This is a genomic window from Gordonia sp. (in: high G+C Gram-positive bacteria) (assembly GCF_012515855.1).
Lineage (GTDB): Bacteria > Actinomycetota > Actinomycetes > Mycobacteriales > Mycobacteriaceae > Gordonia.
On the sequence record NZ_JAAYXO010000060.1, the window covers coordinates 1 to 25,882 of the forward strand.

Annotated in this window: 24 protein-coding genes, 1 tRNA gene, 1 pseudogene and 1 riboswitch; of the genes and pseudogenes, 12 read left to right on the forward strand and 14 right to left on the reverse strand. The window is 68.2% G+C overall.

Annotation, left to right across the window (positions count from 1 at the left end; genetic code table 11):
• The 3 genes from GX543_RS03865 to GX543_RS03875 form a co-directional block, all read right to left on the reverse strand.
• The coding region (locus GX543_RS03865) for a serine/threonine-protein kinase (RefSeq protein ID WP_290849920.1) at positions 1–2,144 on the reverse strand (2,144 nt) is incomplete at its 3' end.
• A gap of 4 nt (positions 2,145–2,148) precedes the next feature.
• On the reverse strand, positions 2,149–3,144 hold the full coding sequence (locus GX543_RS03870; RefSeq protein WP_290849921.1) for a glutamate ABC transporter substrate-binding protein: 996 nt from the start codon (positions 3,142–3,144) through the stop codon (positions 2,149–2,151).
• Positions 3,141–4,586, reverse strand: a complete 1,446-nt coding sequence (locus GX543_RS03875; protein WP_290849922.1) for a hypothetical protein — start codon at positions 4,584–4,586, stop codon at positions 3,141–3,143. Before GX543_RS03875 ends, GX543_RS03870 begins: the two co-directional genes overlap by 4 nt.
• A gap of 127 nt (positions 4,587–4,713) precedes the next feature.
• Here GX543_RS03875 and GX543_RS03880 point away from each other — a divergent pair, with 127 nt between their 5' ends.
• Entirely contained in the window at positions 4,714–5,172 is a 459-nt protein-coding gene (locus tag GX543_RS03880; protein ID WP_290849923.1) for an NUDIX domain-containing protein, read from the forward strand.
• 32 nt (positions 5,173–5,204) lie between these two features.
• Here the strand turns inward: GX543_RS03880 and GX543_RS03885 are convergent, their stop codons facing one another.
• Both GX543_RS03885 and thiE read right to left on the reverse strand, forming a co-directional pair.
• Positions 5,205–5,567 carry a hypothetical protein gene (locus tag GX543_RS03885; protein WP_290849924.1) on the reverse strand — a complete coding sequence of 121 codons (363 nt, stop codon included), beginning with the start codon at positions 5,565–5,567 and terminating at the stop codon, positions 5,205–5,207.
• A gap of 259 nt (positions 5,568–5,826) precedes the next feature.
• Positions 5,827–6,504: a thiamine phosphate synthase gene (gene thiE, locus GX543_RS03890; protein WP_290849926.1), complete on the reverse strand. Its 678-nt coding sequence runs from the start codon at positions 6,502–6,504 to the stop codon at positions 5,827–5,829.
• Positions 6,505–6,548: 44 nt separating this feature from the next.
• Positions 6,549–6,658, forward strand: a riboswitch (TPP riboswitch).
• Here thiE and GX543_RS03895 point away from each other — a divergent pair.
• The 3 genes from GX543_RS03895 (at position 6,657) to GX543_RS03905 (ending at position 8,729) form a co-directional block, all read left to right on the forward strand.
• Complete coding sequence (locus tag GX543_RS03895; RefSeq protein ID WP_290849928.1) at positions 6,657–7,754, forward strand: FAD-dependent oxidoreductase; 1,098 nt, start codon at positions 6,657–6,659, stop codon at positions 7,752–7,754. It overlaps the preceding riboswitch by 2 nt.
• Positions 7,745–7,942, forward strand: coding sequence for a sulfur carrier protein ThiS (gene thiS, locus GX543_RS03900; RefSeq protein ID WP_290849930.1), 198 nt, complete (start codon positions 7,745–7,747; stop codon positions 7,940–7,942). Before GX543_RS03895 ends, thiS begins: the two co-directional genes overlap by 10 nt.
• A gap of 4 nt (positions 7,943–7,946) precedes the next feature.
• Positions 7,947–8,729: a thiazole synthase gene (locus GX543_RS03905; protein WP_290849931.1), complete on the forward strand. Its 783-nt coding sequence runs from the start codon at positions 7,947–7,949 to the stop codon at positions 8,727–8,729.
• A 292-nt stretch (positions 8,730–9,021) separates the two neighbouring features.
• On the opposite strand, the gene GX543_RS03910 is transcribed toward GX543_RS03905, so the two are convergent.
• Entirely contained in the window at positions 9,022–9,954 is a 933-nt protein-coding gene (locus GX543_RS03910; RefSeq protein ID WP_290849932.1) for an EamA/RhaT family transporter, read from the reverse strand.
• Between the two features lie 82 nt (positions 9,955–10,036).
• Between GX543_RS03910 and GX543_RS03915 the strand changes: the two genes are divergently transcribed.
• Complete coding sequence (locus GX543_RS03915; protein WP_290849934.1) at positions 10,037–11,206, forward strand: ATP-grasp domain-containing protein; 1,170 nt, start codon at positions 10,037–10,039, stop codon at positions 11,204–11,206.
• Positions 11,207–11,249: 43 nt separating this feature from the next.
• Here the strand turns inward: GX543_RS03915 and GX543_RS03920 are convergent, their stop codons facing one another.
• The 5 genes from GX543_RS03920 to GX543_RS03940 form a co-directional block, all read right to left on the reverse strand.
• The gene (locus tag GX543_RS03920) at positions 11,250–12,107 is read right to left on the reverse strand and encodes an alpha/beta hydrolase (RefSeq protein ID WP_290849935.1); all 858 of its coding nucleotides are present in this window, start codon (positions 12,105–12,107) and stop codon (positions 11,250–11,252) included.
• An 11-nt stretch (positions 12,108–12,118) separates the two neighbouring features.
• Positions 12,119–12,478, reverse strand: coding sequence for an arsenate reductase (glutaredoxin) (gene arsC, locus GX543_RS03925; protein WP_290849937.1), 360 nt, complete (start codon positions 12,476–12,478; stop codon positions 12,119–12,121).
• A gap of 62 nt (positions 12,479–12,540) precedes the next feature.
• A complete protein-coding gene (locus tag GX543_RS03930) occupies positions 12,541–13,785 on the reverse strand; it encodes an FAD-dependent oxidoreductase (protein ID WP_290849939.1) in 1,245 nt (414 codons plus the stop codon).
• Between the two features lie 110 nt (positions 13,786–13,895).
• The gene (locus GX543_RS03935; RefSeq protein ID WP_290849940.1) at positions 13,896–15,185 is read right to left on the reverse strand and encodes an acetyl-CoA C-acetyltransferase; all 1,290 of its coding nucleotides are present in this window, start codon (positions 15,183–15,185) and stop codon (positions 13,896–13,898) included.
• 48 nt (positions 15,186–15,233) lie between these two features.
• On the reverse strand, positions 15,234–16,298 hold the full coding sequence (locus tag GX543_RS03940; RefSeq protein WP_290849942.1) for a metallophosphoesterase: 1,065 nt from the start codon (positions 16,296–16,298) through the stop codon (positions 15,234–15,236).
• Positions 16,299–16,416: 118 nt separating this feature from the next.
• On the opposite strand from GX543_RS03940, the gene GX543_RS03945 reads away from it, so the two are divergent.
• From GX543_RS03945 to GX543_RS03960, 4 genes are all read left to right on the forward strand, one after another.
• Positions 16,417–18,099, forward strand: coding sequence for an alkaline phosphatase D family protein (locus GX543_RS03945; protein ID WP_290849944.1), 1,683 nt, complete (start codon positions 16,417–16,419; stop codon positions 18,097–18,099).
• 99 nt (positions 18,100–18,198) lie between these two features.
• Entirely contained in the window at positions 18,199–19,083 is an 885-nt protein-coding gene (locus GX543_RS03950) for an SPFH domain-containing protein (protein ID WP_290849946.1), read from the forward strand.
• Positions 19,083–19,268, forward strand: coding sequence for a hypothetical protein (locus GX543_RS03955; protein ID WP_290849947.1), 186 nt, complete (start codon positions 19,083–19,085; stop codon positions 19,266–19,268). Before GX543_RS03950 ends, GX543_RS03955 begins: the two co-directional genes overlap by 1 nt.
• A gap of 77 nt (positions 19,269–19,345) precedes the next feature.
• On the forward strand, positions 19,346–20,542 hold the full coding sequence (locus GX543_RS03960) for an ATP-grasp domain-containing protein (RefSeq protein ID WP_290849949.1): 1,197 nt from the start codon (positions 19,346–19,348) through the stop codon (positions 20,540–20,542).
• A 96-nt stretch (positions 20,543–20,638) separates the two neighbouring features.
• On the opposite strand, the gene GX543_RS03965 is transcribed toward GX543_RS03960, so the two are convergent.
• Together GX543_RS03965 and GX543_RS03970 are read right to left on the reverse strand one after the other, a co-directional pair.
• Entirely contained in the window at positions 20,639–21,976 is a 1,338-nt protein-coding gene (locus GX543_RS03965) for a family 1 glycosylhydrolase (RefSeq protein WP_290849951.1), read from the reverse strand.
• A 210-nt stretch (positions 21,977–22,186) separates the two neighbouring features.
• Positions 22,187–22,257 (reverse strand) — tRNA-Gly (locus GX543_RS03970).
• A gap of 115 nt (positions 22,258–22,372) precedes the next feature.
• Here GX543_RS03970 and GX543_RS03975 point away from each other — a divergent pair.
• A complete protein-coding gene (locus tag GX543_RS03975) occupies positions 22,373–22,930 on the forward strand; it encodes an ion channel (RefSeq protein ID WP_366929050.1) in 558 nt (185 codons plus the stop codon).
• An 11-nt stretch (positions 22,931–22,941) separates the two neighbouring features.
• On the opposite strand, the gene GX543_RS03980 is transcribed toward GX543_RS03975, so the two are convergent.
• Positions 22,942–24,495 (reverse strand): glycosyl hydrolase family 79 C-terminal domain-containing protein, encoded by a 1,554-nt coding sequence (locus tag GX543_RS03980; RefSeq protein ID WP_290849953.1) that lies wholly within the window; start codon positions 24,493–24,495, stop codon positions 22,942–22,944.
• A 202-nt stretch (positions 24,496–24,697) separates the two neighbouring features.
• Between GX543_RS03980 and dcd the strand changes: the two genes are divergently transcribed.
• Together dcd and GX543_RS03990 are read left to right on the forward strand one after the other, a co-directional pair.
• Positions 24,698–25,264 carry a dCTP deaminase gene (gene dcd / locus GX543_RS03985; RefSeq protein ID WP_290849954.1) on the forward strand — a complete coding sequence of 189 codons (567 nt, stop codon included), beginning with the start codon at positions 24,698–24,700 and terminating at the stop codon, positions 25,262–25,264.
• 43 nt (positions 25,265–25,307) lie between these two features.
• Positions 25,308–25,882: pseudogene (locus tag GX543_RS03990) on the forward strand (hypothetical protein); the annotation flags it as partial.

Sequence of the window (25,882 nt, forward strand, 5' to 3'; positions counted from 1 at the left end):
CGGCCGTGGACGAGGGTGACGATCGCCGAGATCTGCGCGGTGCCGTAGTGGCGGCTGGTGGTCGGGACTTCGTCGAGCGGCTCGATGGCGACGTCGAACCGCCCCTCGGCCAGCAGCATCCGGGCCAAGCCGAACGCGGCGGAGACGATGCCGTGGTCGGTGAGCCACAGGTCGTGGTAGTTCTGCCGGGCGATCTCGTACCAGCGCTCCACCTGCGCCATCTGCTCGTTGGAGGTGTACTCCTCGGCCGACAGCCAGTAGCCGATCAGCTCGGCCGTCCCGGCGACGGCCAGTTTCGGGGCCACCTCGCCGGGCATGGCCTCGAGGACCTCGTGAAAGCGCTCGAAGGCGAGTTCCGGCTCGGCGTTCAGCAGCGAACAGATGCCCAGGTACCAGTGCAGTTTCCAGGAGTCGCCGTGATGCACCGCGACCTCGCGCAAAAGCTGCAGCGCGGTGTCGAGGTTGCCGAGCTCCAAGTGGGCGCGGGCTTCGGCGAGGTCGAGTTCCACCGACGGGTGCAGCGGGTCGACAGACGGGTCGTCGGGACTCCGATCGGCGTTGATCAAGGCCTTGAAGCCGTCGGCGCGAGCCGCGCGAATGGTGTCGAGGGTCTGCCGCGGATACGACAGCGCCGCCGACGTCAGCACGCTCGCTGCGGGATCGGTGGGATCCACCAGCGGCACCGGCAGCGCGCGGGCGATGTCCTCGGGGTCGTGGATCGCGGCGTCCTTCGGGTCGAAGAAGCCGTCGACGGGAGCGAGCAGCAGGGCGGTCCCGAAGGTCGAACGCTGCGGGGTGAAGACCGTCGACATCGACGGCCGGGGCACTCCCGTGTGCAGCGCGACCGTCTCGCGGAGCACATTGAGGACCTGCGTCGTCATCTCCTCGGCCGTCGAGAACCGTTCGCTCGGATCTAGCGACGTGGCGCGCTGCAGCAGGAAGTAGAACGACGGGTTCTCCTCGAACAGCGGCGTCGTCGAGGGATCGGGCAGCCCGTCGAGGTAGCGGCCGCCGGACATCGGCATGTCGACGGTCAGGACGGCCAGGGTGCGGCCGATGCTGTAGATGTCGGTGACCACCTGGGGCCCGGTCTGCACGATCTCCGGCGCCTGGAAGCCGGGGGTGCCGTACAGGTGCCCGGTGCCGTTGATCGCCGACACCGCACCCATGTCGATCAGCTTCACCTCGTCGGAAGTGATCATGATGTTGTCGGGCTTCACGTCGTTGTAGACCAGCCCCACCGAGTGCAGGTAGCCGACAGCCGAGAGGACCTCGAGCATGTAGGCCATCGCCTGCTCGATCGGCAGCAACTTCGGCACGTCGTGGTCGCCGGTGGTGAGCTGCTTGAGCGTGTGACCGCCGACGTACTCCATCACGATGTAGCCGACGGGCCGACCGTCGTCGGTGACCCACTCGACGAAGTTGAAGATCTTGACGATGCCGGGGTCGTTGACCGAAGCGAGGAACTGTCGCTCGGCGATCGCGACGGCCTGCGCCTGCGAGTCCGACGAGTTCAGCAGGCCCTTGAGGACAACGGGGCGGTCGGAGACGTTGTGGTCCACTGCGAGGTAGATCCACCCCATGCCGCCGTGCGCAATGGCGCCCGCGATCTCGTACTGGTCGGCGACGATGGTGCCGCGCTTGAGGCCGGGGACGAACGAATAGCGAGAACCGCAGTTCCAACAGATACCGTTCAGCGGGCCCTTGCCGCGCCCGGACTTGCGGCCGACCGGCTCACCGCACTTCCAGCACAGCCGCTTGCTCGGCGCGATCACCGGGTCGGAGAGGACGGCGTCGGCCGGATCGATGTCGGTGATCTCGGGCAGCTGCACCAACTCGCTGCCGAGACGGCGGTCGTGGACGTGCGCGCTCTTGCGGCTCTTGCGCCGTGATGTCGCGATGTCGTCCAGAATCCGTCGGACCTGCGTCGACTGGGTCATGGCCGACGGCGCCCCGGCGGCTTCGGTGCCGACGGTCGGGACGGGTGCCGGTACGGTGCCGACCTGAGTGTGGACGGTGTCGCCGGTGTCGTCGAGGTCGATGGCCGCTGCCTGGGTGGCGACCGCGATCTCGGAGGCCTCGGTCGCCACCGCCTCCTCGACGTGGCTCTTCTTCCGCTTCTTCTTATCGTTATTCTCTGCCATCACGTCAATCCCGATAGGTCGTCGGAGGCGGGGAGCCGGGGCCCAGCAACGACAGCCACCGGTTGTACGACCGCTGCCAACTGCCGTCGGCCTTCCGCTCGGCCAAGACCCCGTTGATGAACCGGACGAAGTCGTCCTGGCCCTTGGGGATCCCGACCCCGTAGTTCTCGGTCCCGAGGCTGTCGCCGACCACGTGCACCCACGGATCCTGGGAGGCGATGCCCGCGAGGATCGTGTCGTCGGAGGTGATCGCGTCCACCTGCCCCTGCTGCATCATCACCAGGCAGTCGGCCCAACTGCCGGTGGTCACGTATTTGGCACTCGGGACGGCGCGCTGGACGCGGGCGATCGACGTGGACGCGCGAGTGGCGCACACGTTCTTGCCCGCGAGGTCGGACGGCTGCGAGATCCCGGAGTTCCGGTAGGCGAGGATCTGCTGCGATGCGGCGTAGTAGGGGGCCGAGAAGTCGATCTTCTCGAGGCGGTCGCAGTTGATCGACATGGTCTTGACGACGATGTCGACGGAACCGTTCCGCAAGGCCTCGACCCGGTCCTCGTTCGAGAGCATCCGATACTCGATCAGGTTCTCGTCGCCGAAGATGGCGCCGGCGATCCAGTGCGCGACGTCGATGTCGAAGCCCTTCACGTCGCCGCTGATCGGGTCGCGGAAGCTGAGCGGGTTGCTGCCGAGATCGGTGCCGACGACCAGACGGCCGCGGTCGTAGATCCGGGCCATCGTCGACTTGTCGGGCATCTTTCTCGGTTCGGGCAGTACCGTCGGCCGGAGCGCGGATGTGTCGCAGTCGGTGGACTGGGTCGGCGGAGTCTGTGTGGGGTTGTCGAACGAGACGTCCGGCGGCAGCGGCTGCTGGGCGGTCGCCGACGGTGGCTCGGCCACCGATGTTGCATCCGAGGAGCACGCTGCGAGGCTGAGGACTGCTGCCATCGCGACGGTCAGAGCGGGGAGCAGGCGGGCCGGGCGGCCGACGTGAGCGGTCATCGATACTCCCTGATTCGGGGCACTATGCCGATGCCGGTGGCGACCGCGGCGACGACACACAGGGCGCCGATGCCGGTTCCGGTGAACCCGAGCAGGTTCTGCGCCGTGCGGATGTTGTCGCGGAACGTGGTTCGGGCGTCGGCGATGGCCCGCACGAGCGCGTCGTTGACCTCGGTGTATCCGGTGGCGGTGCTGATACTGCCGTTACCGATCGTCAGCGCCCGCGCCGAGGTGAAGTCGCCGCCGGCCAGGCGTCGGCCGACCTCCTCGTGAGCGTTCTGCCATCGACCGAGGGCGGCCTGCATCTCGGTGATCGGCTCGGTGAGACCGGGGTTGTCGTCGTGCACGGGGTCATTCATCAGCTGCTCGCCGTAGGCGCTGATCTCCTGGAGACCCTGATTGAAGCCGATGTTCGACTCGCCGGGCTCCGACCTGCGGACCAGGGAGAGCGTCTCCGCCGAACGGGCCTGCTGGGTGAGGATCCGCATGGTGGTCAAGGTGTGCAGCGGGTCGGCGCCGGAGGTTTTCGCGGTGTTGGCCGCTGCCACCGACAGCAGTCCAGACACGAGGAGCCACACGGTGCCGATTCCCATCGCCACGAGCGCGGCCACCAGGCCGATATTGAAGTGTCGTCGGGTGCGGCGTGCCAGGTAGCGGCCGGTCGCCACGAGCATGCCGATGATGATGATCAGCGCAACGTACACGCCCCACGGCGGCACCGTGAGGGTGCGTTGCGGGTCGGAGATGGCCAGCGATCGATCCTCGTACAGGCGCTGCGCAGCGGGCAGAATCGTGCCGAGCATCAGCGTCGACGCCTCGCTCAGGTATGCGGAGCCGACGGGATTCGCGAGCCGGTTGTTGGTGCGGGCGGTCTCGATGAGGCCGGTATAGACCGGGATGTTGATCGACAGGGTCTTGAGGTCGTCGCTCGCGGGCTTGTCGCGATCGGCGGCATCGGTGGGCGAGAGACCGTCGGCGGCGGCGATCATCGCGGCCGACGCCGTCGCCATCGAGTTCAGGTACTCCGACCGCAGTTCTGGTGATTCTCGACCGCCCGAGATGAAGGCGGAGTTCGCGGCGGCGTCGGCCACCGACAGCGAGCTGTACAGGACTTCGGCGGCCTCGGCCTGCGGCTCGGCGCGCTGGACCAGGGCTTCGAGCGTCTGACTGCGTTCGGTCAGCGACACCGACGAATACCATCCGGTGAGGCCGCACGCGAGCACCACGGCGATCAGGATCATGACCAGCTTGCCGGGGGTGGTGGTGGCATAGAAGCGTAGGGAGACCAGGGGCGACGCCGCTCGGTCGCGCGTCATGGCGGCGATCTCGCGGCGGTCGGCGATCACCTGGCGAAGGGTGGGGCTCGGCGTTCCGCGATCGGGCAGCACACTGCGGCCCGCATGCGTCAGTGCGGTGCGCACTCGATCAACCTGCCCGGCCACGATGGTCCCTTCCGGTGTTCTGGTGACAACCCTAGTCGCCGCGGCTGCGGTGGGTTGGCCAGCCCGGTACGGTGATTCGTCAAAGGCTCGGCCGCTGCGCCGGGTGACGACGCAGGAGGAATGCGGAGTGCGCGGAGACGGTGACGGCTGGGTGTTCGGGTCGGACGGCTCGCGCTATTGGGGACGGCACGGAGCGGCGGGGCTGCTGCTGTGCGCCCCGGTCGACGGCGGCGTGGCCGTCCTGCTTCAGCACCGCGCGATCTGGTCGCACCAGGGCGGCACCTGGGGACTGCCCGGCGGCGCGCGCGACTCGCACGAGACCGTCGAACAGGCCGCCGTCCGCGAGAGCAACGAGGAAGCGGGCATCGATCCGAGCATGGTGACCGTGGTCGAGTCGATCGTCACCCATCAGACGCCCGACTGGTCGTACACGACGGTCATCGCCACGGTCCCGACGACGGTCACCACCGTCGGTAACGGTGAGTCGGCGGAACTGCGCTGGGTGCCCGCAGGCGCGGTGGCCGACCTTCCGCTGCATCCCGGCTTGGCGAAGGCCTGGCCCGACCTGCTGCTCCGAATGGGCTGACGCACCCGCACCTTCGAGGCGCGGGTTGGACGTCAGCCGAGTTGGTTGGCTCCGGCGATCAGCGCATTGACGGCGGCCTCGTCGCCGGTGCGTCCGCGTCCGTACGACCAGCACTGCTGCGAGTTGCGCTCGCACCGGAGGTAGGTGACGGTCTCGTCGCCGATCTGCGCCTGCGACAGCGAGACGATCTCGACGCCTGCGCCGAGCGCGTACAGGATCTCCGACATGGCGCTGATGGTGCCGACAGCGGTGACGCTGACGTCGTGGGAACGCTTGCCGAGGCTGATTCGTGCACGACAGCGGACGGTGTCGCCGCGGTCGGGCTCGACCGACATCGTGTGGAGCGCGATCTCGCCCTCGGGAGCAAACCGCTGGTGGAAGTTCTGGGTGGTCATACCGTCCGCCTCTCGCGGAAACCAGTGGGGGAGCCGCCGGGCTGAGCGGGGCTGGGACTGGTGGTCGTATCCGTTACGGGTACAGGATGTCGGCAGAATCTGAATGGAACGCATCGGGAGGCTTCATTTCGGTCGAAGAATCGATGACCGACGAGCTCAGGAAGAAGTGGAGCGACAACGACCCGCAGCGGGGGGTCGGTCGAATCAGACCCCGCTGCGGCGGGCTACAAGAAGGTTCCACGTCATGATGGAGAGCAGCTTACCCCTCGGCTCCGGAAAGGCAAGCGTGCTTGAGTGCCGCGGCCGCGGCGGCGGGGTCGTCGGCCCCGGTGACGGCGCGGACCACGACGATGCGGTGCGCACCCGCCGCCGTCACCTCGGGGACCCGACTCAGATCCACGCCGCCGATCGCGAACCACGGCTTCGACGGTGCCTCGTCGGCGGTCGCGCGCAGGAGGTCGAGCCCGGTCGCGGCCCGACCGGGTTTGGTGGGGGTGGCCCACAGCGGGCCGGTGCAGAAGTAGTCGACGTCGGCGTCGGCCATCGCTGCCCGTGCCTGCTCGATGCTGTGCGTCGATCGGCCGATCACCACGTCGGGTCCGACGATCCGTCGTGCGGTGGCCGGCGGGAGGTCGTCCTGGCCGACGTGGAAGACGTCGGCCTGCGCGGCGACGGCGATATCGGCGCGGTCGTTGACCGCGAGCAATGTCCCCGCCGCGGCGGTGAGTTCCTTGAGCTGCGCCAGGATCTCGAGCTCCTGCAGCGTGGTGAGCTCCCCGAGTTCGCGCTCGCCGGGGGAGTTCTTGTCGCGCAGCTGCACGATGTCGACGCCGCCGTCAAGCGCCGCGCGCACGAACTCGACGAGGTCGCCGCGCTCGCGCCGGGCGTCCGTGCAGAGGTAGAGGTGGGCGTCGTCGAGCCGGGTGCGCGCGTTCATGACCGACACCCTAGCGACGGATCGTCCGGGGGTAGAGTTGAGGCCGTCATCGACACGGGAGTCCGCGGTTCGCCGGGCTGAGAGTGCGTCACGCCGACGCTGACCGTCACACCTGATCCGGATCATGCCGGTGTAGGAAGGATCTCGTTCTGTTGCGCACTCGGGAACTCGGCCCGCCCGGCGAACTGTCCGTCGTCGGCGGCGGCGTCATCGGCCTCACCTGTGCGCTCGCGGCCGTCGACCGCGGCTGGCGAGTGCGGATCTTCGACGCCGGACCCGAGGGCCGGGCCGCACATGTGGCCGGTGGCATGCTCGGGTGCTTCGCCGAAGGTCGTCCGGGCGAAGACAAGCTGCTGGCGATCTCTCGCGATTCGGTGGCCCGCTGGCCCGCGCTGCTGGAGCGCCTCGCGGACCCGTCGGTGCAGACCGCGACCGACGCCCTGATGATCGGCGCGACCGCCGCGGACGTCGACCATCTCGCGGCGCAGGTCCGCTTCCTGCTGTCGGAGGAGCCGGACGACGTCGATCGGCTGCCCGCCGTGACACCCGCCGCGCTGCGACGCGCGGAGCCCGCGCTGGTACGGGGGATCGCAGGCGGATTCCGGGTGATCGGCGAGGGTTCGGTCGACAACCGCAGGCTGATCGCCGCGCTGGAAAGCGCACTCGACGTGAGTGGCGCCGACCGCGTGTCGGCCCGGATCGACGACCTCTCCGAGGTTCCCGGCGACCAGATCCTGGTGGCCGCGGGCCTCGGCACCCGCAGCCTGCTGCCCGACATCGACCTGCGCGGCGAGAAGGGCGAGATCCTTCGACTGCGGCGCACGCGGTGGTCGGTGGCGCCGCCGGCCCACGTGATCCGCGCACGCTGGCACGGTCGTGCGGCGTACCTGGTCCCGCGCCGGGACGGCATCGTCCTCGGCGCCACCCAGTACGAGGCGTACGACGACACCGATCGCCTGCCGCTGGCCGGTGGCGTCGCCGACCTGCTGGCCGACGCCGGCGAACTGATGCCCAACCTGCGCACCTACGAACTCGTCGAGGCCGGCGCCGGAATCCGACCGTCGTCGCCCGACGGCGTGCCGATCGTCGAGCGGGTCGACGCCCGGGTGACGGTTGCCGCCGGACACGGGCGCAACGGCATCGCGCTGGCGCCCTGGACCGCCCAGCGCGTGCTCGACCTGCTGACCGCCTCGGCCGACCAGCCGACCACCGAACCCGACCCGGAACCCAGGAGCACCCCATGGAACTGACCGTCAACGGCGACACCCGGACCTTCGACGAAACCCTCACGGTGGCCCAGCTGCTCACCAGCCTGGACCTGCCCGACACGGGTGTCGCGGTCGCGGTCAACGGCGTGGTGCGACCGAAGGTCGAGTGGTCGAGCGTCCTGCCCGAGTACGCCGAGATCGACATCCTCACCGCGGTCCAGGGCGGTTGACGCGATGTCGGACGACCTGATTCCCGCCTTGCGGATCGGCGACCGCGAGTTCGGTTCCCGTCTCATCACCGGCACCGGCGGCGCCCCGACCCTCGCGATTCTGGAGCGCGCGCTGGTGGCCTCGGGCACCGAGCTGACCACGGTCGCGATGCGCCGGATCAGTCCGACCTCCGGCACCGGTGTCCTGGATCTTCTCCGTCGCCTCGATATCGCAGTCCTGCCCAACACCGCCGGCTGTCACACCACGGCCGAAGCGGTGCTCACGGCGCAGCTCGGTCGGGAGGCCTGCGAGACCGACCTGGTGAAGCTCGAGGTGGTGGCCGACGACCGCACCCTGCTGCCCGATCCCCTCGAACTCGTCGACGCGACCGCAACCTTGGTGGCCGACGGTTTCCAGGTGCTGGCCTACACCAACGACGATCCGGTCCTCGCACTCCGGCTGGAGGACGCGGGCGCGGTGGCGGTGATGCCGCTGGGCTCGCCGATCGGAACGGGTCTCGGGATCTCGAATCCGCACAACATCGAGATGATCGTCTCGCGCGCGCAGGTCCCGATCGTGCTCGACGCCGGAATCGGCACCGCGAGTGATGCGGCCCTGGCGATGGAACTGGGCTGCGACGCGGTCTTGCTCGCATCGGCGGTCACCCGCGCCGACGACCCCGCGATGATGGCCGCGGCCATGCGCCACGCCGTCGCCGGCGGCTACCTGGCGGCCCGCGCCGGCCGCATCCCGAAGCGATTCTGGGCCCACGCGTCGTCGCCGAAGGTCGACCGCCCGGCGATGTAGGGCCGGCCCCTGTTGGTCGAGTGCCGCTGCGTCGCGGTGTCTTCCTTTGTTGGTAGTGTCGCTGCGCTGCGGAGTCTTCCTCTGTTGGTCGAGTGCCGCTGCGTGCGAAGCCCGCATCGGTGTATCGAGACCGGCGTGACCTGCGGCGGTCTCGATACCGGGCGGGTTCGCTGTGCTCACTCGCCGACTCGACCAGCGTGGGGTGGCGGGTTCGCTGTGCTCACTCGCCCACTCGACCAGCGTGGGGTGGCGGGTTCGCTGCGCTCACTCGCCGACTCGACCAGCGTGGGGTCTACGAGACCTCGCGGCCTCGCTGCCAGCCGCCCTTCTCGGGCGGGGCTTCGCCGAAGTGGTCGGGTTCGCCGGTCGAGTACCAGGCCACCAGGACGGCGCCGATCACCGCGCCGACGAAGCCCACGACAGCCAGCCAGCCGAGGCCGGGATGGGCGGAGTCGCCGAGGAAGGCGACGCCGACGAGGCTGGGACCGGCGGTCTCTCCGACCACCAGCATCGCGGTGACACCGTTGACGGCACCCACCTGAAGTGCCACCGTCTGCACGTAGAAGCCGACCGCACCGGCGATCGCGATCACCCACGCGGCGGGGTCGGTCAGGAGAGTGACGATGTCGAACGGCTGCAGCCCGTCCAAGACGCGGACGGCGCAGGCGATCGCACCGAACAGCAGACCTGCGCCCGCGCCGCCGATGGGGGCGGCGAACGAGCCGCCGCGGTAGACGCCGAACAGCGAGAGCGTCGCCAGCACGATCGTCGCGATCAACAGGCCCCAGTGGAAGTCCATCGAGGCCTCGTCGTTGACGTTCGGCGACGACGACACGCCCAGCATGAACAGCGACAGGACCACCAACCAGATGGTCACCCAGTCGCGGGTGTGCAGGGTGATCGACAACAGCAGCGTGCCCAGGAGGGCGGTCACGACGAGGTTCGCCGAGACGATCGACTGTGCCAGGAACAGCGGTAGGAAGCGGGCGGCCACCGCGCCGCCGGCGAAACCGACCACCACCATCACCGTGCCGAGGATGAAGGCGGGGTCGGCGATGGTCGAGAACGTCGACTCGATGGACGGCGACGACGAGCCGTCGATGCCCGCCTTGCCGTCTTCGCGTTGCTCGATCGCCACGCGCCGGGCGCCGAGTGCGCGCAGAACTGTCGACACGCCGTAGGCCACAGCAGCCATGGATGCCGCAATGATGCCGATTGCGTACAACGAGGAATCCCCTGAGTAGTCAATAAGTCTTGGGTAAGAACACGCTACATGGTTCCTGTGTTCCCTTAGTTACTGTGTAACCGTGGACTCTGGTGCGCGCAAACACATTTTGATCACCTTCGGCAGGTCGTTCCTGACGCTGAACCTGGCGCGGTTGCTGGCCGCTGCCGGGCACACGGTGTCGACGTGCGACAGCCTCCCGATCACGGTCAGTCGCTATTCCAACGCGGTCTCGTCGTTCCATCGCGTGAGCCCGCCGAAGTTCAAACCGCAGGAGTACTGCCGCGACGTGGTCGAACTCGTGAAGTCCGAGGACATCGACATGGTGATCCCCATTCACGAGGAGACCGACATCCTGTCGATGATGGCGGGACTGTTCCCGCCGTCGGTGGAGCTGTTCCTCTCACCGTTCGAGGTGGAGGACATGCTGCACAACAAGTTCTCGTACCAGGAAGCTTTGGTGGAACGGGGTTTTCAGACCCTCAAGTTCCGCAAACTGGCGTCGGCCGAGGACGCCGAGAAGCTCGATTTCGACACCCCGTTCGCGGTGAAGCAGGCGTACTCGCGGGGCTCGCAGCAGATCTACAAGGTGCAGCCCGGCGACAACCTGGACTTCCTGACGTACGACCCCGACAACCCCTGGATCGCGCAGGAGTGGCTGGAGGAGGGCGACCGCTACTGCACGTACTCGGTCTGCCGCGACGGCGAGGTCTTCGCGCACGCGACATACCCGGTCTCGTACGCGATCGACGGCAACTCGTGCCTCACGTTCGAGCACGTGGACCATCCCGAGATCCTCGAATGGGTCAAGAACCTGGTCAAGGCGGTCAACTTCACCGGGCACATGGGCCTGGACTTCTTCGACCACCCCGAGCGCGGGCTCTACACCATCGAGTGCAATCCGCGCGCCACCAGCGGAATCTTGATGTACACCCGCGAGGATCGCATCGACCGCGCCTTCTTCGGTGAGAACACCGAGGTCATCAGCCCGCCGACCGGACGCGTCTCGATGATCGGCCTCGGCATGCTGCTCTACGGATGGCGGAAGAACGCGCTGCCCGGCAACAATCTCCGGCAGTTCATCCGTGACTTCCGAGCCGCGCGCGACATCATCTACGACCCTCTCGACCGCAAGCCCGCCGCCATGCTGATCCCGGCCTACGCCGCGATCCTCACCCACGGTTACAAATACAAGGTGGGACTGGCGGAGGCCTTCATGCATGACCACGAGTGGGACGGCGTCAAGCTCTGACCGACAGAACTGCTCACCGACCAGAACTGCTGACGGCCCCGTCTCAGCCCGCGGTCACCTTCAGGCAGAACTCGGTCAGCATGGTGGCCGCGCGATGCTTAGGGTCGAGCATCACGCCGCCGTGCGCCTCGCCGTCGAGCACCTCGAAGGTCGCGTCGGGAATGTGCGATGTCGCCTCGCGACCGCCGGCGGGCGGGAAGTAGAGGTCGTGCTCGTACACCAGGACCATGGTCGGCGCGGTGATCGCAGCCAGCCGCTCCGGCGTCGGCTCCTTGGCCAGCATCCAACTCTGCGATGCGGTGAGCTGGCCCTTCAAGCCCTCCGGTGACGCCCAGGTGGTCTCCCCCGAGGTCAGGATGCTGCGCCAGGCGCGGACGGATCCGTCGTCGGACAGGGTGGCGGGGCTCAGCGTGGTCAGCAATTGCTCGAAGACCGAGACCGTTTCGGGGAGCTCGCCGAGCTTCTCGATCAGGCCGAGCTCCATCTCGTTGACCAGCTCGCCGATGGCCGACGACCGCAGGCCCGACATGATCGCGACGCCGAGCACGGTGCCCGACCACCGCGACACCAGCGCCTGGGTGACGTAGCAGCCCATCGAGTACCCGGCGATGATCGCTTCCCGGACCCCGAAGTGGTCGAGGACCGCGATGGCGTCGTCGGCCATCTCCGGAATGGTGTACGGCGCGGGCGGCGCGGACGACGGCTTCAGTCCGCGCGCGGTGTAGGTGATCACGGAGAAGCCCGCGTTCACCAGAGACTCCGGGATGGTGGTGACCGGCCAGACGCCCGCGGACATTCCGAGTCCGCCGTTGAGCAGGACCACCGGACCGGTGCCGACGACCGATGCGGAGATGGTGACGCCGTCGGCCACCTGAACGAGTTCCGGGGAGGGAGCGGTCATGTCTCCCGACATTACCCGCGAACCAGACCTGCGACGATCTGCTGCAGGGTCTCCGGCGTCCGGGCCATCACCGTGCCGCCGTCGGTCACTACCAGCGGCCGCTGAATCAGCGACGGGTTCGCGACCATCGCGTCGAGCAGCGCGTCGTCATCGGCGTCGTCGAGATCCAGCTCCGCGTACACGGGCTCGCCGGTGCGGACGGCGTCGCGCACCGACAGTCCGGCCGACGCCAGTAGCGAGCGCAGCTCGTCCTTCGACGGCGTGTCCGACAGGTACTCCACCACGTTGACGTCGGCGCCGGCGTCCCGCAGCGTCTGGAGTGCTGCGCGCGACTTGCTGCAGCTGGGGTTGTAGTAGATGGTCGCGTCCATGGCGAGTCCTTTCGTCGGCTGGGAGTCCAGAGGTTCGAACTCGGCTCCGTCACCGCAGTCTGTCACGACAGCAGATCGGCCAGCGGGACGGTCGGGTCGGCCAGCTTCGCGACGTCCACCGGACGACGCGACTCCACCAGGGCGGCGATGTCGTCGCCCGCATCCCAGATGTTGACGTTCATGCCGGCGAGGACCGTGCCGTCGTCGTCGACCCAGAACGCCAGGAACTCGCGGCCCGCCACGTCGCCGCGGGTCACGACGCGCGAGTAACCGTCGCTGTGACCGCGGTACTCCATGCCGAGGTCGTACTGGTCGGTGAAGAAGTACGGCATCCGGGAGTACTCGGCGGCGGTGCCGAGGATGTTCTGGGCGGCCACCGCGGGCTGGTTCAGCGCGTTGGCCCAGTGCTCGGTGCGGACTCGTGTCTGCAGGGTCGGGTGCTCGGCGGCGGCGATGTCGCCCACCGCATAGACGTCGTCGGCGCTGGTCCGCAGGCCGGCGTCCACGGCCACCCCGCGGTCGGCGACGGCGAGCCCTGCCGCCTCGGCGATCTCGATGTTCGGTCGCGCGCCGACGGCGATCAGGACCGCATCGGCCGCCACGGTGCTGCCGTCGGCGAGCTTCAAACCCGTCGCACGACCGCCGTCGACGGTGATCGCGTCGACCTTGCTCTCCAGGCGGAGGTCGACCCCGTGCTCGCGGTGCAGGTCGGCGAAGGCCTCGCCGATCTCCGGTCCGAGCGCAGCCTGCAGCGGCTGCGACGCGGCCTCCACCACGGTCACCTCGGCGCCGCGTCCGCGGGCGCCTGCGGCCACCTCGAGACCGATCCAGCCGCCGCCGATCACTGCCAGCCGCTTTCCCTCGCCGAGCACGTCGACCAGGGCGGACGCCTCGTCGACGGTCCGCAGGTAGAAGACGCCGTCGGCGTCGGCGCCGTCGATCGGTGGATGCACCGACGACGACCCGGTCGCGAGAACCAGCGATGAGTAGGTCAGCGACGTACCGTCGTCGAGAGCCACGGCCTTGGCTGCGGTGTCGACGGTGGTCGCCCGGGTGTGCAGGCGCAGGTCGATGTCGTTGTCGCGGTACCAGTTCTGGTCGTGCACGGTGAAGTCGGGCAGCGCCTTGGCACCGGCGAGGAACTCCTTGGAGAGCGGTGGTCGCTCATATGGGGCGACGGTCTCGGCGGCGATCAGGACGATCGGTCCGGCGTACCCTCGCTCGCGCAGTTCTTCCGCAGTCTTTGCTCCCGCCAGGCCGCCGCCGATGATCACCGCGGGGTTCGAGATCGGGTTCGCGTTCGACATGTCACGTCTCCTCACTGCTTGCTGATCGCTTGCAACCCTCCAGTGTAGTGACGCAGCGCACTCGCGGCAGGGGTGAAGGAGGGACAGGAGGGATGAACGGCCTCGTCGACCTACGCCGACTCCAGGATCATCGTGACGGCCATCCCGCTGCCCGCGCAGATCGAGACCAGTGCGCGTGAACCAGCCTGGCCTGCCAGGAGTTTCGACACCGTCGCCACGATTCGACCGCCGGTGGCGCCGAAGGGGTGGCCGGTCGCCAGGGAGCCGCCGCGCGCATTGAGTCGGGTGCGGTCGATCTCGCCGAGGGCGCGGGTGCGGTTCAGCTGGTTCTTGCAGAAGTCGTCGTCGGCCCACGCTGCGAGGGTCGAGACCACCTGGGATGCGAAGGCCTCATGGATCTCGTAGAAGTCGAAGTCCTGCAGGTTCAGCTCGTTGCGCCGCAGCAACTCGTTGACGGCGTACACCGGGGCCATCAGCACGCCCTGGGTCTTCGGATCGCCGTCGATGTAGTCGACCGCCCAGCTCTGCGCGTCGACCACCCGTGCCAGCGGAGTCAGGCCCCGCTCATCGGCCCAGTCCGCGGTGCCCATCAGGACCGACGACGCCCCGTCGGTGAGGGTGGTGGAGTTGGCCGGGGTCATGGTGCCGTCGGGGCCGCCGAAGCACGGCTTCAGCGAGGCCACCCGTTCGGCGGTGAGGCCGCGCCGCAGGTTGTCGTCCGCGGTGAGCCCGGCGAATGGGGTGACGAGGTCGTCGAAGAAGCCGTCGTCGTACGCGCGTGCCAGGTTGGCGTGCGATGCCAGGGCGATCGCATCCTGCTCCGCGCGGCCGACGCCCCACGCCTCTCCGGTGACGGCCTGTGCGGCACCGGGAACCAGATTGGTGCGACGCTCGGCGGGGCTGGGGATGTCGAAGTCCAGCGACAGCGGCAGCTGCGCCGCCTCCTTCAGCCGGTCGCCGAGACTGCCCGCCGCGTTGACCCGGACCAGTCGGTTGCGGAGCTTGGGACCGAAGCCGATCGGCGGATCCGAGGTGGTGTCCGCGCCGCAGGCCACACCCGACTCGATCTGTCCGCAGGCGATCTTGTTGGCGATGTGGACGACCGCCTGACCGCCGGTGGCGCACTGCTGCTGCACGTCGACCGTCGGGGTGGTGCGGTCGATCGCGGTGTCGACAAGGCTCTCGCGCGTGAGGCTGTGGTCGCGGGCCAGCTTCACCACGGCGCCGCCGGCCACCTCGCCCAACCGGACGCCGTGCAGGCGGTACCGGTCGACGAGGCCGTCCAGTGCGGCGGTCAGCATGCTCTGGTTGGTCTCCGAGAGGTATGCGCCGTTGGAGCGGGCGAACGGAATCCGATTGCCGCCCAGGACGTAGACGTTCTGCAATTCGCGAGGTGCCATGCGGAGAAAGCTACCATCGACCGATGTAAAGGTCGGTGGTGCGTGGCCCTAGCGGTGGAAGGTGGTGCTGAACGCCTTCCGCGACCCGGGACGGTTGGCCGAGACCTCGTAGGCGTTCAGGGCGATCGACGACGAGGTGATGTCGAGGGTCATGAAACCGCGGTCGGTGTAGTTCTCGTACTTGGCGCGGAACTCCTTGGACGACTTCGCGTTCACCGACTTGCCCGCGGCGCCGGAGACGATCTGGCGGGTGCCCTTGAGGCTCGGGACGTTCTCCAGCACCTGCTGGCTGTGATCATGGCCGGAGAACAGGAAGTTGGCGCGACCGGCGACGTGCTTCTCGATGAACCGCTTCATTTCGACGCCGTTGAGCGGGGCGGGCAGGCCGTCGAAATCGCCTGCGGGGCCGTGCGGCCCGTTGTTGGCGTAGGGGTGGTGGGTGCAGACGATCTTCCACGGCGCGGTGGATGCGCTGAGTGCCTTGTCGAGCCACTTGGCCTGGCGGGTCATGTAGTGCCCGCCGGGCTGCCACTCGGGCGAGAGGAACGGCGGGATGTACGCGGCGAGCGGGTTCATGTCGAGGACGAAGAACTCGGCGACGCCCAGCGAGACCGAGTAGTAGCGCTCAGGCATGTACCAGCGACGCGACCGACGGTGGTAGGCCACCTCGTCGTCGCCGCGGAGCAGCCAGCCGCCGTCGCCGGGGAAGACCGCCGAGTTGTCGTGGTTCCCGAGAGTCATCAGCCAGGGGAAGTCGAGTCCGGCGTTCGGCTTCTCGAACTTGGTCTGGAACTGGGTGTCGTTCGGACCCTTGGGGCCCGACTCGTAGATGTTGTCGCCCAGTCCGAGCGCGATGTCGAAGGGCTTGCCTCCGTGGATGGCGCGCGCGGCGTCGGCGACGGCGTACTGCGGCTTCTCGCCGGTGCCCGCGTCGCCGGTCACGAGGACGTGGAGCGCGTCGGCTCCGGTGGGGAGGGGGAAGCGCTGGGCGGCCGAGGCCTCGCCGGGGCGGAGGGCGCCGAGACCCACGGCGGTGCCGACCGCTGCGGTGCCTGCGAGAAACGAACGACGGTTGAGGCCGGAAGGGCGCGACTGGGAGGTGTTGTCGGTCATGGCTGTGATGGTCGCACGGGTAGATGAACAAGTTCGAGGCGATACACAGATTGTCGGTCAGCTCGGCGATTCCGGTCGTTCACCCTCCGGTAACTTCGGTCTGCGACGGTGGCTCGCGATGTCTCACAAGCGAACTGCCTCCCCGGTTTCTCCCTCCCCAGTTTCTCGCCGCAGCTTCATGGGCGCCGCCGGTATCGGTGCAGGCGCCCTCGCGCTCGGCGTGCCCTCCGCACTCCCGGTCGGTAGCGCCGCGGCCGCGCCCGGCAAGCGTGTCTTCGTCCACGGCGTCGCTTCCGGTGACCCCCTGCCCGACGGCGTGATCCTCTGGACGCGCGTCACGCCGTCGCCCGATGCGACCCCCGGTTCGGGTCTTGGTGAAGGGTCGACCCTCGCCTGGGAAATGTCGACTGACCAGGGATTCGGCTCCATCGTCGCTTCCGGTGCGGCTTCCGCCGACGCCGCGCGCGACCACACCGTCAAGGTGGACGCCTCCGGCCTCGCACCGCGCACCACCTACTGGTATCGCTTCCGCGTGACCGGCGGCCCCGCGGCGGGTGCGGTCTCACCGGTCGGCCGCACGCGCACCGCGCCGGCCACCGACGCCGACGTCGCCACCGTGAAGTTCGGCGTCGCCAGCTGTTCCAATTGGGAAGCCGGGTACTTCGCCGCGTATCGACATCTTGCGAAGCGGACCGACCTCGACGCCGTGATTCACCTCGGCGACTACCTCTACGAGTACGGCGTCGGCGGCTACGGCGGCAAAAATGGGACGGTGCGAGAGCACAAACCTGCACATGACATCGTCTCGCTGGCCGACTACCGGATTCGACACGGCCAGTACAAGACCGATCCCGATCTGATGAAGCTCCACGCGACGCTGCCCTTCATCGTCACCTGGGACGACCACGAGACTGCCGACAACGCCTACCGCGGCGGCGCCGAGAACCACGACTCCCGGACGCAGGGGCCGTGGGCCACGCGCAAGGCCGACGCGGACCAGGCCTACTACGAGTGGATGCCGGTCCGTCCGGTCGTCACCGCCAACAACCGCCACCTCTACCGTCGGCTCCGGTACGGCAACCTGTTGGAACTGTCGATGCTCGACCTGCGTACCTATCGCGACAGGGAGTCGTCGTCGTTCAGCAAGCGGGCCGACAGCGAGCGCGTGACCATCACCGGTCGTGCGCAGATGGAGTGGATCACCGGCGGCATCACCACCTCCACCACCCAGTGGCAGCTGGTCGGCAACTCGGTGATGATCACCCCGGTGCTGATCCCGCCGCTCGACCCGGACACCACCGGGGCGCTCACCGACCTGATCGGCGTGCCGGAGAACGGGATTCCGCTGGGCGGCGATTCGTGGGACGGCTACAACCGCGACCGCGACCGGTTGCTGGAAGCGGTCGACGAGGCGGGCAAGCGCAATGTCGTCTTCCTCACCGGCGACATCCACATGTCGTGGGCCAACGACATCCCGCGCAAGCCCGCCGCCTATCCGGCGGGCGGCACGCTCGGCACCGAGTTCGTGGTCACCTCGGTCACGTCGAACAATGTCGACGACATGGTCGGCGTGCCCGAGCGCACCGTCGGCAACGCGGCGTCGGCCGGACTGCAGACTTCCAATCGCTACGTCCGCTGGGTCGACACCGACGCCCACGGCTACGCGGTCCTGACCGTCGACTCGGCGGCCGCTCGGATGGACTGGTACGCCGTGCGCGATCGCGCCGACCGCCACACCGGCGAGTACCACGCGCAGGCCTGGCAGGTGCGGTCCGGTTCGCGCCGCGTGACGAAGGTCTGACAGCCGATCGAGGAGTTCCAGCACCGTGGCCGCCGCTAGCAAAGTGATATCATTACGCTAGCGGCGACCGTCGGTCGTCCCCGGCGAACGGAGCGTGCAGTGAACTATCGGAAAGCGTGGCGGACCAACGGTTTCGTCGGCTTGCTCGGCACTCTGGCAGTCCTGCTGATTGCGGCCGGCGCGGTCATCGGCACCATTGCACTGGTGGCGAACGGTTCCTCGCCCGCCTTGATTGTCGTCACCGTGATCGCGGCCCTGGTGGGCCTCGCGGCACTGCTGACGCTCACCGGCCTCACCGTCGTCAGCCCCAACGAGGCCAAGGTCCTCCAGTTCTTCGGCCGCTACGTCGGATCGGTCAGCGACGCCGGCTTCTATCTCGTCGCCCCGCTGACGGATCGGCGCACCATCTCCCTGCGCATCAGGAACTTCGAGACGCAGAAGCTCAAGGTCAACGACGCCGACGGCAACCCCGTCGAGATCGCCGCGGTGGTGGTGTACCAGGTGGTCGACACCTTCAAGGCGGCGTTCGCCGTCGACGACTACGAGGAGTACGTGGCGATCCAGTCCGAGGCGGCCGTCCGTCACCTCGCCACCAGCTACCCCTACGACTCGCACAAGGACGGTGTCATCAGCCTGCGCGACGGCGCGACCATCGCCGAAGAGCTCACCGAGGAACTCCGCGAACGCACCGAGCGGGCCGGCGTCGAGGTGATCGAAGCGCGGATCACCCACCTGGCCTACGCGCCGGAGATCGCCCAGGCGATGCTGGTCCGCCAGCAGGCCGCGCAGGTGGTCGCGGCCCGGCAGCAGATCGTCGAAGGCGCTGTCGGAATGGTCGGCCTGGCGCTGGATCGACTGGCGGAGCAGGGCGTCGTGGAACTGGATGAGGAACGACGCGCGGCGATGGTCTCGAACCTCTTGGTGGTGCTGTGCGGGGATCGGGCCACCCAGCCTGTCGTCAACGCCGGCACGCTCTACGGCTGATGAGCCCGGAGTCGGCCGCGGCCGGCCCGGCCAAGCGGCAGCCCAAGAAGGTGTTGTTGCGCCTGGACCCGGACGTGCACGCCGCCATCGCCAAATGGGCTGCCGACGATCTCCGCAGTGTCAACGGACAATTGGAGTTCGCGCTGCGCCTGGCGCTGAAACAGGCCGGGCGGGCGCCGGATTGAGACGTTCCGTCGAACCCCTTCGGTTTGCGGCGCAGTGGGTCGGTGCGAGCTGGGATTAGTCGGTAATGTCGGGTGTCATGTCCTCCCCCGACCCAAGAATCCTCGCCAGCACCTCCCGGATGCCGTTCGCGATCGACGAGATCCGGAAACTCGGCCTGACGGATCGCTACGTCCTCGCCACCGACACCTTCGCCTCGGCTCCCGGAAGTCATACGCGCGGCGCTGCCGAGCGGGCCGTCACCCCGCGGCCGACGCAGCAGCCCGACGAGTTCGTCGACTCGATCATCGAGTTGATGGGTAAGCACGACATCAATTGGCTTCTGCCGATGTTCGAGGAGGTCTTCTACCTCGCGGCCAACCGGAACAAGATCGTCGCGGCGCACCCCGACGCCACGCTGTTCTTCCCGGACTTCGAGACCCTGCACAAGGTGCACGACAAGGTCTCGTTCACCGCCTTGTGCAAGGAGCTCGGACTGGCCGTCGCGGAGCCGATCACGGCGACCAATGAGGACGAGTTCAAGGCGGCCATTGCGAACTGGGACCACTGGTTCGCCCGCGCCGCTTACGGCCGCGGCGGCATGGACATCATCACCAACACCGGCCCCCTGGCGGGTGAGGGCAGCGTCGACGACATCCACCCGACCGTCGAGAACCCCTGGATGGTGCAGCAGTTCCTGACCGGGACCGACCGCTGCAGCTGGAGTGTGGCGCACGAGGGCGAGATCGTCCTGCACTCCTGCTACGAGCATCCGCTGAGCATCGACGACCGCGGCGGCGTCGTCTTCCAATCGGTCGACTCGCCGCAGTCGTTGGAGGCCGCACAGAAGTTCGCCAAGGCGCTCAACTGGACCGGCCAGATCAGCTTCGACTACATGGTCACCGAAGAGGGCACGCACTACATGGTGGAGTGCAACCCTCGCCCCACCGCGGGCTGCACCATCGCGACGCCCGAGGAGTTCGACACCGCGCTCTTCAATCCCGACGGCCTGGTGGTGGTTCCGGCCGGCCGTAAGAAGAAGATCGAGTTCGCGGTGATCCGCGATACGCTGCTGCACCCGTCGCGCGCGCGGTCGAACCGGTCGGCCGCTAAGGGGGCCACCGACGTCTACGCGGGTAAGCACGACTACCTGCCGCTGCTGTACACGGCGTTGTCGCTGCAGCACATCCGCGCCTACCGCAAGGAACTCGGGATGAATCGACACAAGGGCGAGCAACTCGTCGCCACGCAGTTCTTCGATGTGCTGTACGACGGCACGGAGATCGTGCCCGCCTGACCTAGGGCGGGGAGGCTGCCAAGATCAGCTCCGCCAGCGTCCTCCGAGGGCGGATCGCCGCCGCGGCTCGACCACCGGACTGATCTTTGCCTCGCATCACGGACGCGGCGCCGGTTCCAGGCAACTGGCCGGCGCCGCTGCCAGCGAGCACCACGCGGCCGGGCGGGACGGCCGGTAGCTCCGGCTCACCCCGTTGTCGGCGATGATCTTCGTCAGCGCTGCGACCGCGGGCGTCGGCCTGCGCGCGAGCGTCGGATCGGTCTTGACGTCAACGGTGTACAGCCCGAATCGCGGTGTGTAACTGCCCCATTCGTAATTGTCGGTGAGGCTCCAGTAGTTCATGCCCATCACCGGGACGCCCGACTGTCGTGCCTTCTGCATCCAGTAGACGAGGTCGCGCAGGTGGGCGGCGCGACGATAGCCGTCCGACCGCGGTTGCCCGTTCTTGGTCGCCATCCCCGCTTCGACGATGTAGAGCGGCTTGCCGGGAAAGCGTCGTCCCATGTCGCGCAAAGCGTAGAACAGGCCGTCCGCCGCCACCGACGCCTTCCAGAACTCGCCGGTCGCGGCGTATGCGGCGGTGAGATCCGTCGGTGCGATCGAGTAGTAATAGTCCAGGCCCACGTAATCGAGGCGGTCGCGCACGCGGTCCAGGAACAACTGGTCCAGCGCCGGCTCAATGGTCGGAATGTAGGCGACGTTGGAGCTCACCTGCGCGCCCGGGTCCTTGCGGTGGATGTGCTTGTAGATGGCGCGGTGCGCCTGCACCAGGCGGTCGAACATCAGCGTCGCGTCCGATGCGTCGAGACCCCCGAACTGGACCTCCTTCATCACGTACGCGCTCGGTTCGTTGATGGTGATCCACAGCGGGTGGTACTTCGCGTAGCGGTCGACGATCAGACGGTTGTAGTCGAGCCACGACCGCAGGGTGCCCGCGTCGGCCCAGCCGCCGCGCGAGGCGATCCATCCCGGGTACACCCAGTGGTCCAGCGTGATCATCGGGCGCATGCCAGCGGCGACGATCGTCTTGACCACCGCGTCGTAGTAGTTGAGCTCCCGCGCGTCCAGTTGCCCGGGCTGCTTCTCGATCCGTGCCCACTCGATGCCGATGCGGTAGACCTTGGTGCCCAGCGCTTTCGCCCGCGCGATGTCGTCGGGATAGCGATTCCGGAAGTCGACCGACGTCCCGATGTCGTCGTCGGTCTTGCCCGCCTTGATGTAGCGCGTCCAGTTGCTGTCCGGCGAGCTTCCCTCCGATTGGAACCCCGACGACGCGACGCCCCACAGGAAGTCGGCCGGAAGGATGCTCCGCGGTTTGGCCTCCACGGGTCCTGCGAACAGCGTCACCAGCAGAATGCAGACGGAGAACACGATCCCAGCGACCCCAAACGTGCGCGACGCGGCGCAGCGACGATCGGCCCAGGCTCCGAGCATGACTGTGACGCTAGTCTCACTTCGGTGCTGGGTCGAGTATCCGGGCATGCCGGGCATGTCATCGAGTTGACTGGGCTCGTCGCCGCGAACGAAAGCGCTTCCACGTTGGTCGAGTTCGTCGCCGCGAACGCAGTGAGCGCTCGACGAGTATCGAGACCTGCTGACCGCGCAGATACGCAACCACGTCCGGGCGGAACAGGGACTTCACGGAGCCGGTGACGAGAATCGAACTCGCAATTTCACCTTGGGAAGGTGACGTGTTGCCACTACACCACACCGGCATCGCGAGGCGGGCTCGCGCGGATCCAAGACTAGCAAACGCGGTATGGCGGGTGACGAACCGCACTACCCGATTACAGTGATGAAGACCTTTGCCGACGAGCGTGCGGAGTCAGTGTGAGCAGCAATGACGGGACCGCATCTGCCGCGATCCGGGCCGATCGCCGGTCGGTGATGCTGGCACTGGTCCGACCACTCGGCGCCACGCTGATCCTGCTGATCAGCTACTTCCTGCTTCCGCTCGAGAGCGACGGTCGGTGGCACATGGTCGGGTTCGCGATCGGTGGATTGCTCCTCCTGACGTTCTGCGGTTGGGAGATTCGGCATTTTCTGCACTCCACGCGGCCGGTGGCGGCGGCTGTCGAGATGCTTGCGGCGATCGTCGGCTTCTACCTCGTGGCGTTCTCGTCGGCCTACTTCCTGTTGAGCGAGTACGGGGTCGCGGCATTCAACGAGCACCTCACCAGGGTCGATGCGCTGTACTTCTGTCTGACGGTGTTCACCACGACCGGCTTCGGCGACATCACCGCAGCCTCGCAGCCGGCGCGGATCGTGGTCTCGATCCAGATGGCCAGCACGTTGCTGCTGCTGGGACTGGGGCTGCGTTTTGTGAATCTGGTGGTGCAGCACCGGCTCTCGGATTCGGGCCCGGCAGAGGAGTCGGGTTCGTCGTAGGCGCCCCAGTGTCAGCCCACGGTCAGCAGCGCGGCGCTGGGACCGTCGACCGGGACCCGATATCCCCGGGCGGATCGGCTGACCGGGGTGCCGGGCCCCGGGCGGAACAGCCCGTCGGTGCTCACCGTGGATCCGGCGAACTTCGCGCCGTTCACGGCGTAGATCGACGGGCCGGTGAGCCGCTGCACCGAGGCGTTGCCGGCGTCGGCGCCCTTGATGCGAACGGTCACCGGGCCGCGGAAACGGCGGTGGAGATTGGTGACGATCACCTTGATCTGGCCGGACGGCATGCGCACCGCATAGGCGGTCACGTGCGCCTTGCCGGAGGTGGTGACCGGCAGGACTCGACCGCCCGCCACCTGTGACACCAGCAGCGCGGCATAGTAGTTCGGATTCACCCGGGCGGTGTCGGAGGTCCGCGACGCCGGGTCGGGGAAGCAGAACACCGGATAGCTCTGGCAGTCGTCCACCTGGTTGTGGAGATTGACGCCGGTGACGCCTTCGCGGGCCGCGGCCAGCAGATAGTCGACGGTCCACAAGGCGGCGCCGAAGGAGTTGGTGACGCCTTCGCGCCCTTCCTTCGCGACCGAGTTGGTTTCCGAGAGTCGGGGTTCGAGGCCCGCTCGACGCGCGACGGTCGCGAACTCGCGGAGGAAGGTCAGCTGCTTGGCCTGGGTGGTCGGCTCCAGGAGGCGGTCGACCGTCGGCAGCGCGCCGACCGCCCGGGCGGCCGACCCGGGGACGCCGACGCGCGTGACGTTGACGAACGGGTAGTAGTGCTGGTTCAACACGCGGCTCTGGGCGCCGAACGCCGAGACGTAGGCGCGCAGCCACTGCTCGGCGAGGACCGGCCAGGCCGCCGCGTCGAACGGCGGCACGCCGATGCCCGCGCTGACCGTGTCCGGGCCTTCGATCCGGACGTCCGGGGCCGCGGCGCGGATCGCCTTGCGATAGGTCGTGGCATCGCGGACATACCACTGCGGGTTGTATGCGCGGCGACTCCCGTCGGCCGCGCTCAGAATGAAGAAGTTGGGCTCGTTCCCGATCTGGATCGACCGCAGGCCGGGGCCGATGCGGGCGGCGGCCGCAGCGCTCTGGTCGGCAGCGGCGGCGGGGTCGAAGTGACCGAGATTGACGCCGAGATCGACGCTCCACCCGGTGGCCGCAGCCAGCCTTCCGACGCGCGAGAGGTCGTCGGGCACCACGCGCTGTCCCTTCACCGCCCACGACGGGGTCGGCTTCGAGGGGTCGGGCATCCACGCGGTCTGATCGACTTGGTTCGCGCTGAACCGAAGATTGCCGACCCCGAGGTTCCGCAGGAGCGTGGCGACGTTGCCGCGCCGCGGATCGGTCCAGGTGCGGTGCAACTGGTTGACCTCGAACGAGAGTCCGACGAAGTCCTGAGGAATGACGCGTCCGGGCTGGGTGGGGTCGACAGTGATGGTGAGCGACTGCTGGGGAGCGGCGGTCGCCGGGGCGGTGGTCAGGACGGTCGCGAGAGATCCGACGAGACAGCAGGCGGTGACGGCGGCGCGCTTGGTGAAGCGCAGGAGGGAGGGGGCCACGGGCCGAGCGTATCGCCGAGGGTGGCCGGTCAGGGGCGGGTTGCGCGATGTGAGGGTGGGCGCGCGGGGTGCGGGGTGTTCGGTCTCGATAATCGCCGAGCGCTCGCAAGCTCGCGGCGGCGATACTCGACCAGCGTGGGGCCGGCGCTCGCAGGCTCGCGGCGGCGAACTCGACCAGCAGGGGTCGACTACGCTGGTACCCGTGCTGCTTTCCGACCGTGACATCCGTGCCGAGATCGAAGCTGGAAGCCTCGGGATCGACCCGTACGATCCCGCGCTGGTTCAGCCGTCGAGCGTGGACGTGCGCCTGGACTCGTTGTTCCGTGTTTTCAACAACACCAAGTACACCCACATCGACCCCGCGCAGCGGCAGGACGAGCTGACGACGCTGGTGGAACCCGGCGACGGCGAGCCGTTTGTGCTGCACCCGGGTGAGTTCGTCCTCGGCTCGACGCTCGAGGTGTGCTCGCTGCCCGACAACCTGGCGGGACGGCTCGAGGGGAAGTCGTCGCTGGGTCGCCTGGGTCTGCTGACGCACTCGACCGCTGGGTTCATCGACCCCGGGTTCTCCGGCCACATCACGCTGGAGCTCTCGAACGTGGCGAACCTGCCGATCACGCTGTGGCCGGGCATGAAGATCGGTCAGCTGTGCCTGCTGCGCCTGACGAGTCCGGCGGAAAGCCCGTACGGCAGCGCATCGGTCGGATCAAAATACCAAGGACAGCGTGGGCCGACGCCGTCCAAGGCCTACCTGAACTTTCACAAATAGCGCGATCATGAAGTCGCCGAGGCCCTAGGGGAGGGAGGTCGTCGTGACAGGTCCATTCAGCAGGCAGCCGCAGTGGCTCGCCGGGTTCGACCTGCCCGAACGGCCGACCGGCGCGATCATCGCGCTCGACATCAGTGACGCCGGACTGTGGGCCGGGCGGATCGTCGACGGTGCCGTGGCCGCCTCCGATGTCGAAGCGCGCATCACCCCCGCGGTGCTCGACGCCCGGATCTCCGGCTACCTGCGCGACACCGGTCTGGTGGAAGCCGACAGCCCCGAAGCCTTCGGCGAGTTGGTCGGCGTGGTGAACCGCGCCCGCCGCGCGCTGGTGGACCAGGACAGCACCCTGATGATGGGTGAGCATCACCTGCGCCTGGTCCGACTGCGCCTGGACGATGTGGTGGAGGCGACGGTCCCCGAAGTGAACCGGGCCAACGGCATGATCGTCGAACTCGCCGGCCCGCTACCGGTCGACGCCGTGCTCCTGGGCCCCGGACACGACGAATGGCCGGGCCTGTGGGAGGCGCTGACCGAGCGCGGGTTCACCTCGCTGCTGCCGGGTGACGCCTTCCCCACGACCTTCGGCGGCGACGACGCCCCGACCGAGTACTTCGCGGC

Bases quoted from the DNA above. Each gene is read 5' to 3' on its own strand.
- GX543_RS03870 (WP_290849921.1), bottom strand. From the start codon at position 3,144: ATGACCGCTCACGTCGGCCGCCCGGCCCGCCTGCTCCCCGCTCTGACC.
- GX543_RS03885 (WP_290849924.1), bottom strand. From the start codon at position 5,567: ATGACCACCCAGAACTTCCACCAGCGGTTTGCTCCCGAGGGCGAGATC.
- thiE (WP_290849926.1), bottom strand. From the start codon at position 6,504: ATGAACGCGCGCACCCGGCTCGACGACGCCCACCTCTACCTCTGCACG.
- thiS (WP_290849930.1), top strand. From the start codon at position 7,745: ATGGAACTGACCGTCAACGGCGACACCCGGACCTTCGACGAAACCCTC.
- GX543_RS03905 (WP_290849931.1), top strand. From the start codon at position 7,947: ATGTCGGACGACCTGATTCCCGCCTTGCGGATCGGCGACCGCGAGTTC.
- GX543_RS03920 (WP_290849935.1), bottom strand. From the start codon at position 12,107: ATGACCGCTCCCTCCCCGGAACTCGTTCAGGTGGCCGACGGCGTCACC.
- arsC (WP_290849937.1), bottom strand. From the start codon at position 12,478: ATGGACGCGACCATCTACTACAACCCCAGCTGCAGCAAGTCGCGCGCA.
- GX543_RS03930 (WP_290849939.1), bottom strand. From the start codon at position 13,785: ATGTCGAACGCGAACCCGATCTCGAACCCCGCGGTGATCATCGGCGGC.
- GX543_RS03935 (WP_290849940.1), bottom strand. From the start codon at position 15,185: ATGGCACCTCGCGAATTGCAGAACGTCTACGTCCTGGGCGGCAATCGG.
- GX543_RS03940 (WP_290849942.1), bottom strand. From the start codon at position 16,298: ATGACCGACAACACCTCCCAGTCGCGCCCTTCCGGCCTCAACCGTCGT.
- GX543_RS03945 (WP_290849944.1), top strand. From the start codon at position 16,417: ATGTCTCACAAGCGAACTGCCTCCCCGGTTTCTCCCTCCCCAGTTTCT.
- GX543_RS03955 (WP_290849947.1), top strand. From the start codon at position 19,083: ATGAGCCCGGAGTCGGCCGCGGCCGGCCCGGCCAAGCGGCAGCCCAAG.
- GX543_RS03960 (WP_290849949.1), top strand. From the start codon at position 19,346: ATGTCCTCCCCCGACCCAAGAATCCTCGCCAGCACCTCCCGGATGCCG.
- GX543_RS03965 (WP_290849951.1), bottom strand. From the start codon at position 21,976: ATGCTCGGAGCCTGGGCCGATCGTCGCTGCGCCGCGTCGCGCACGTTT.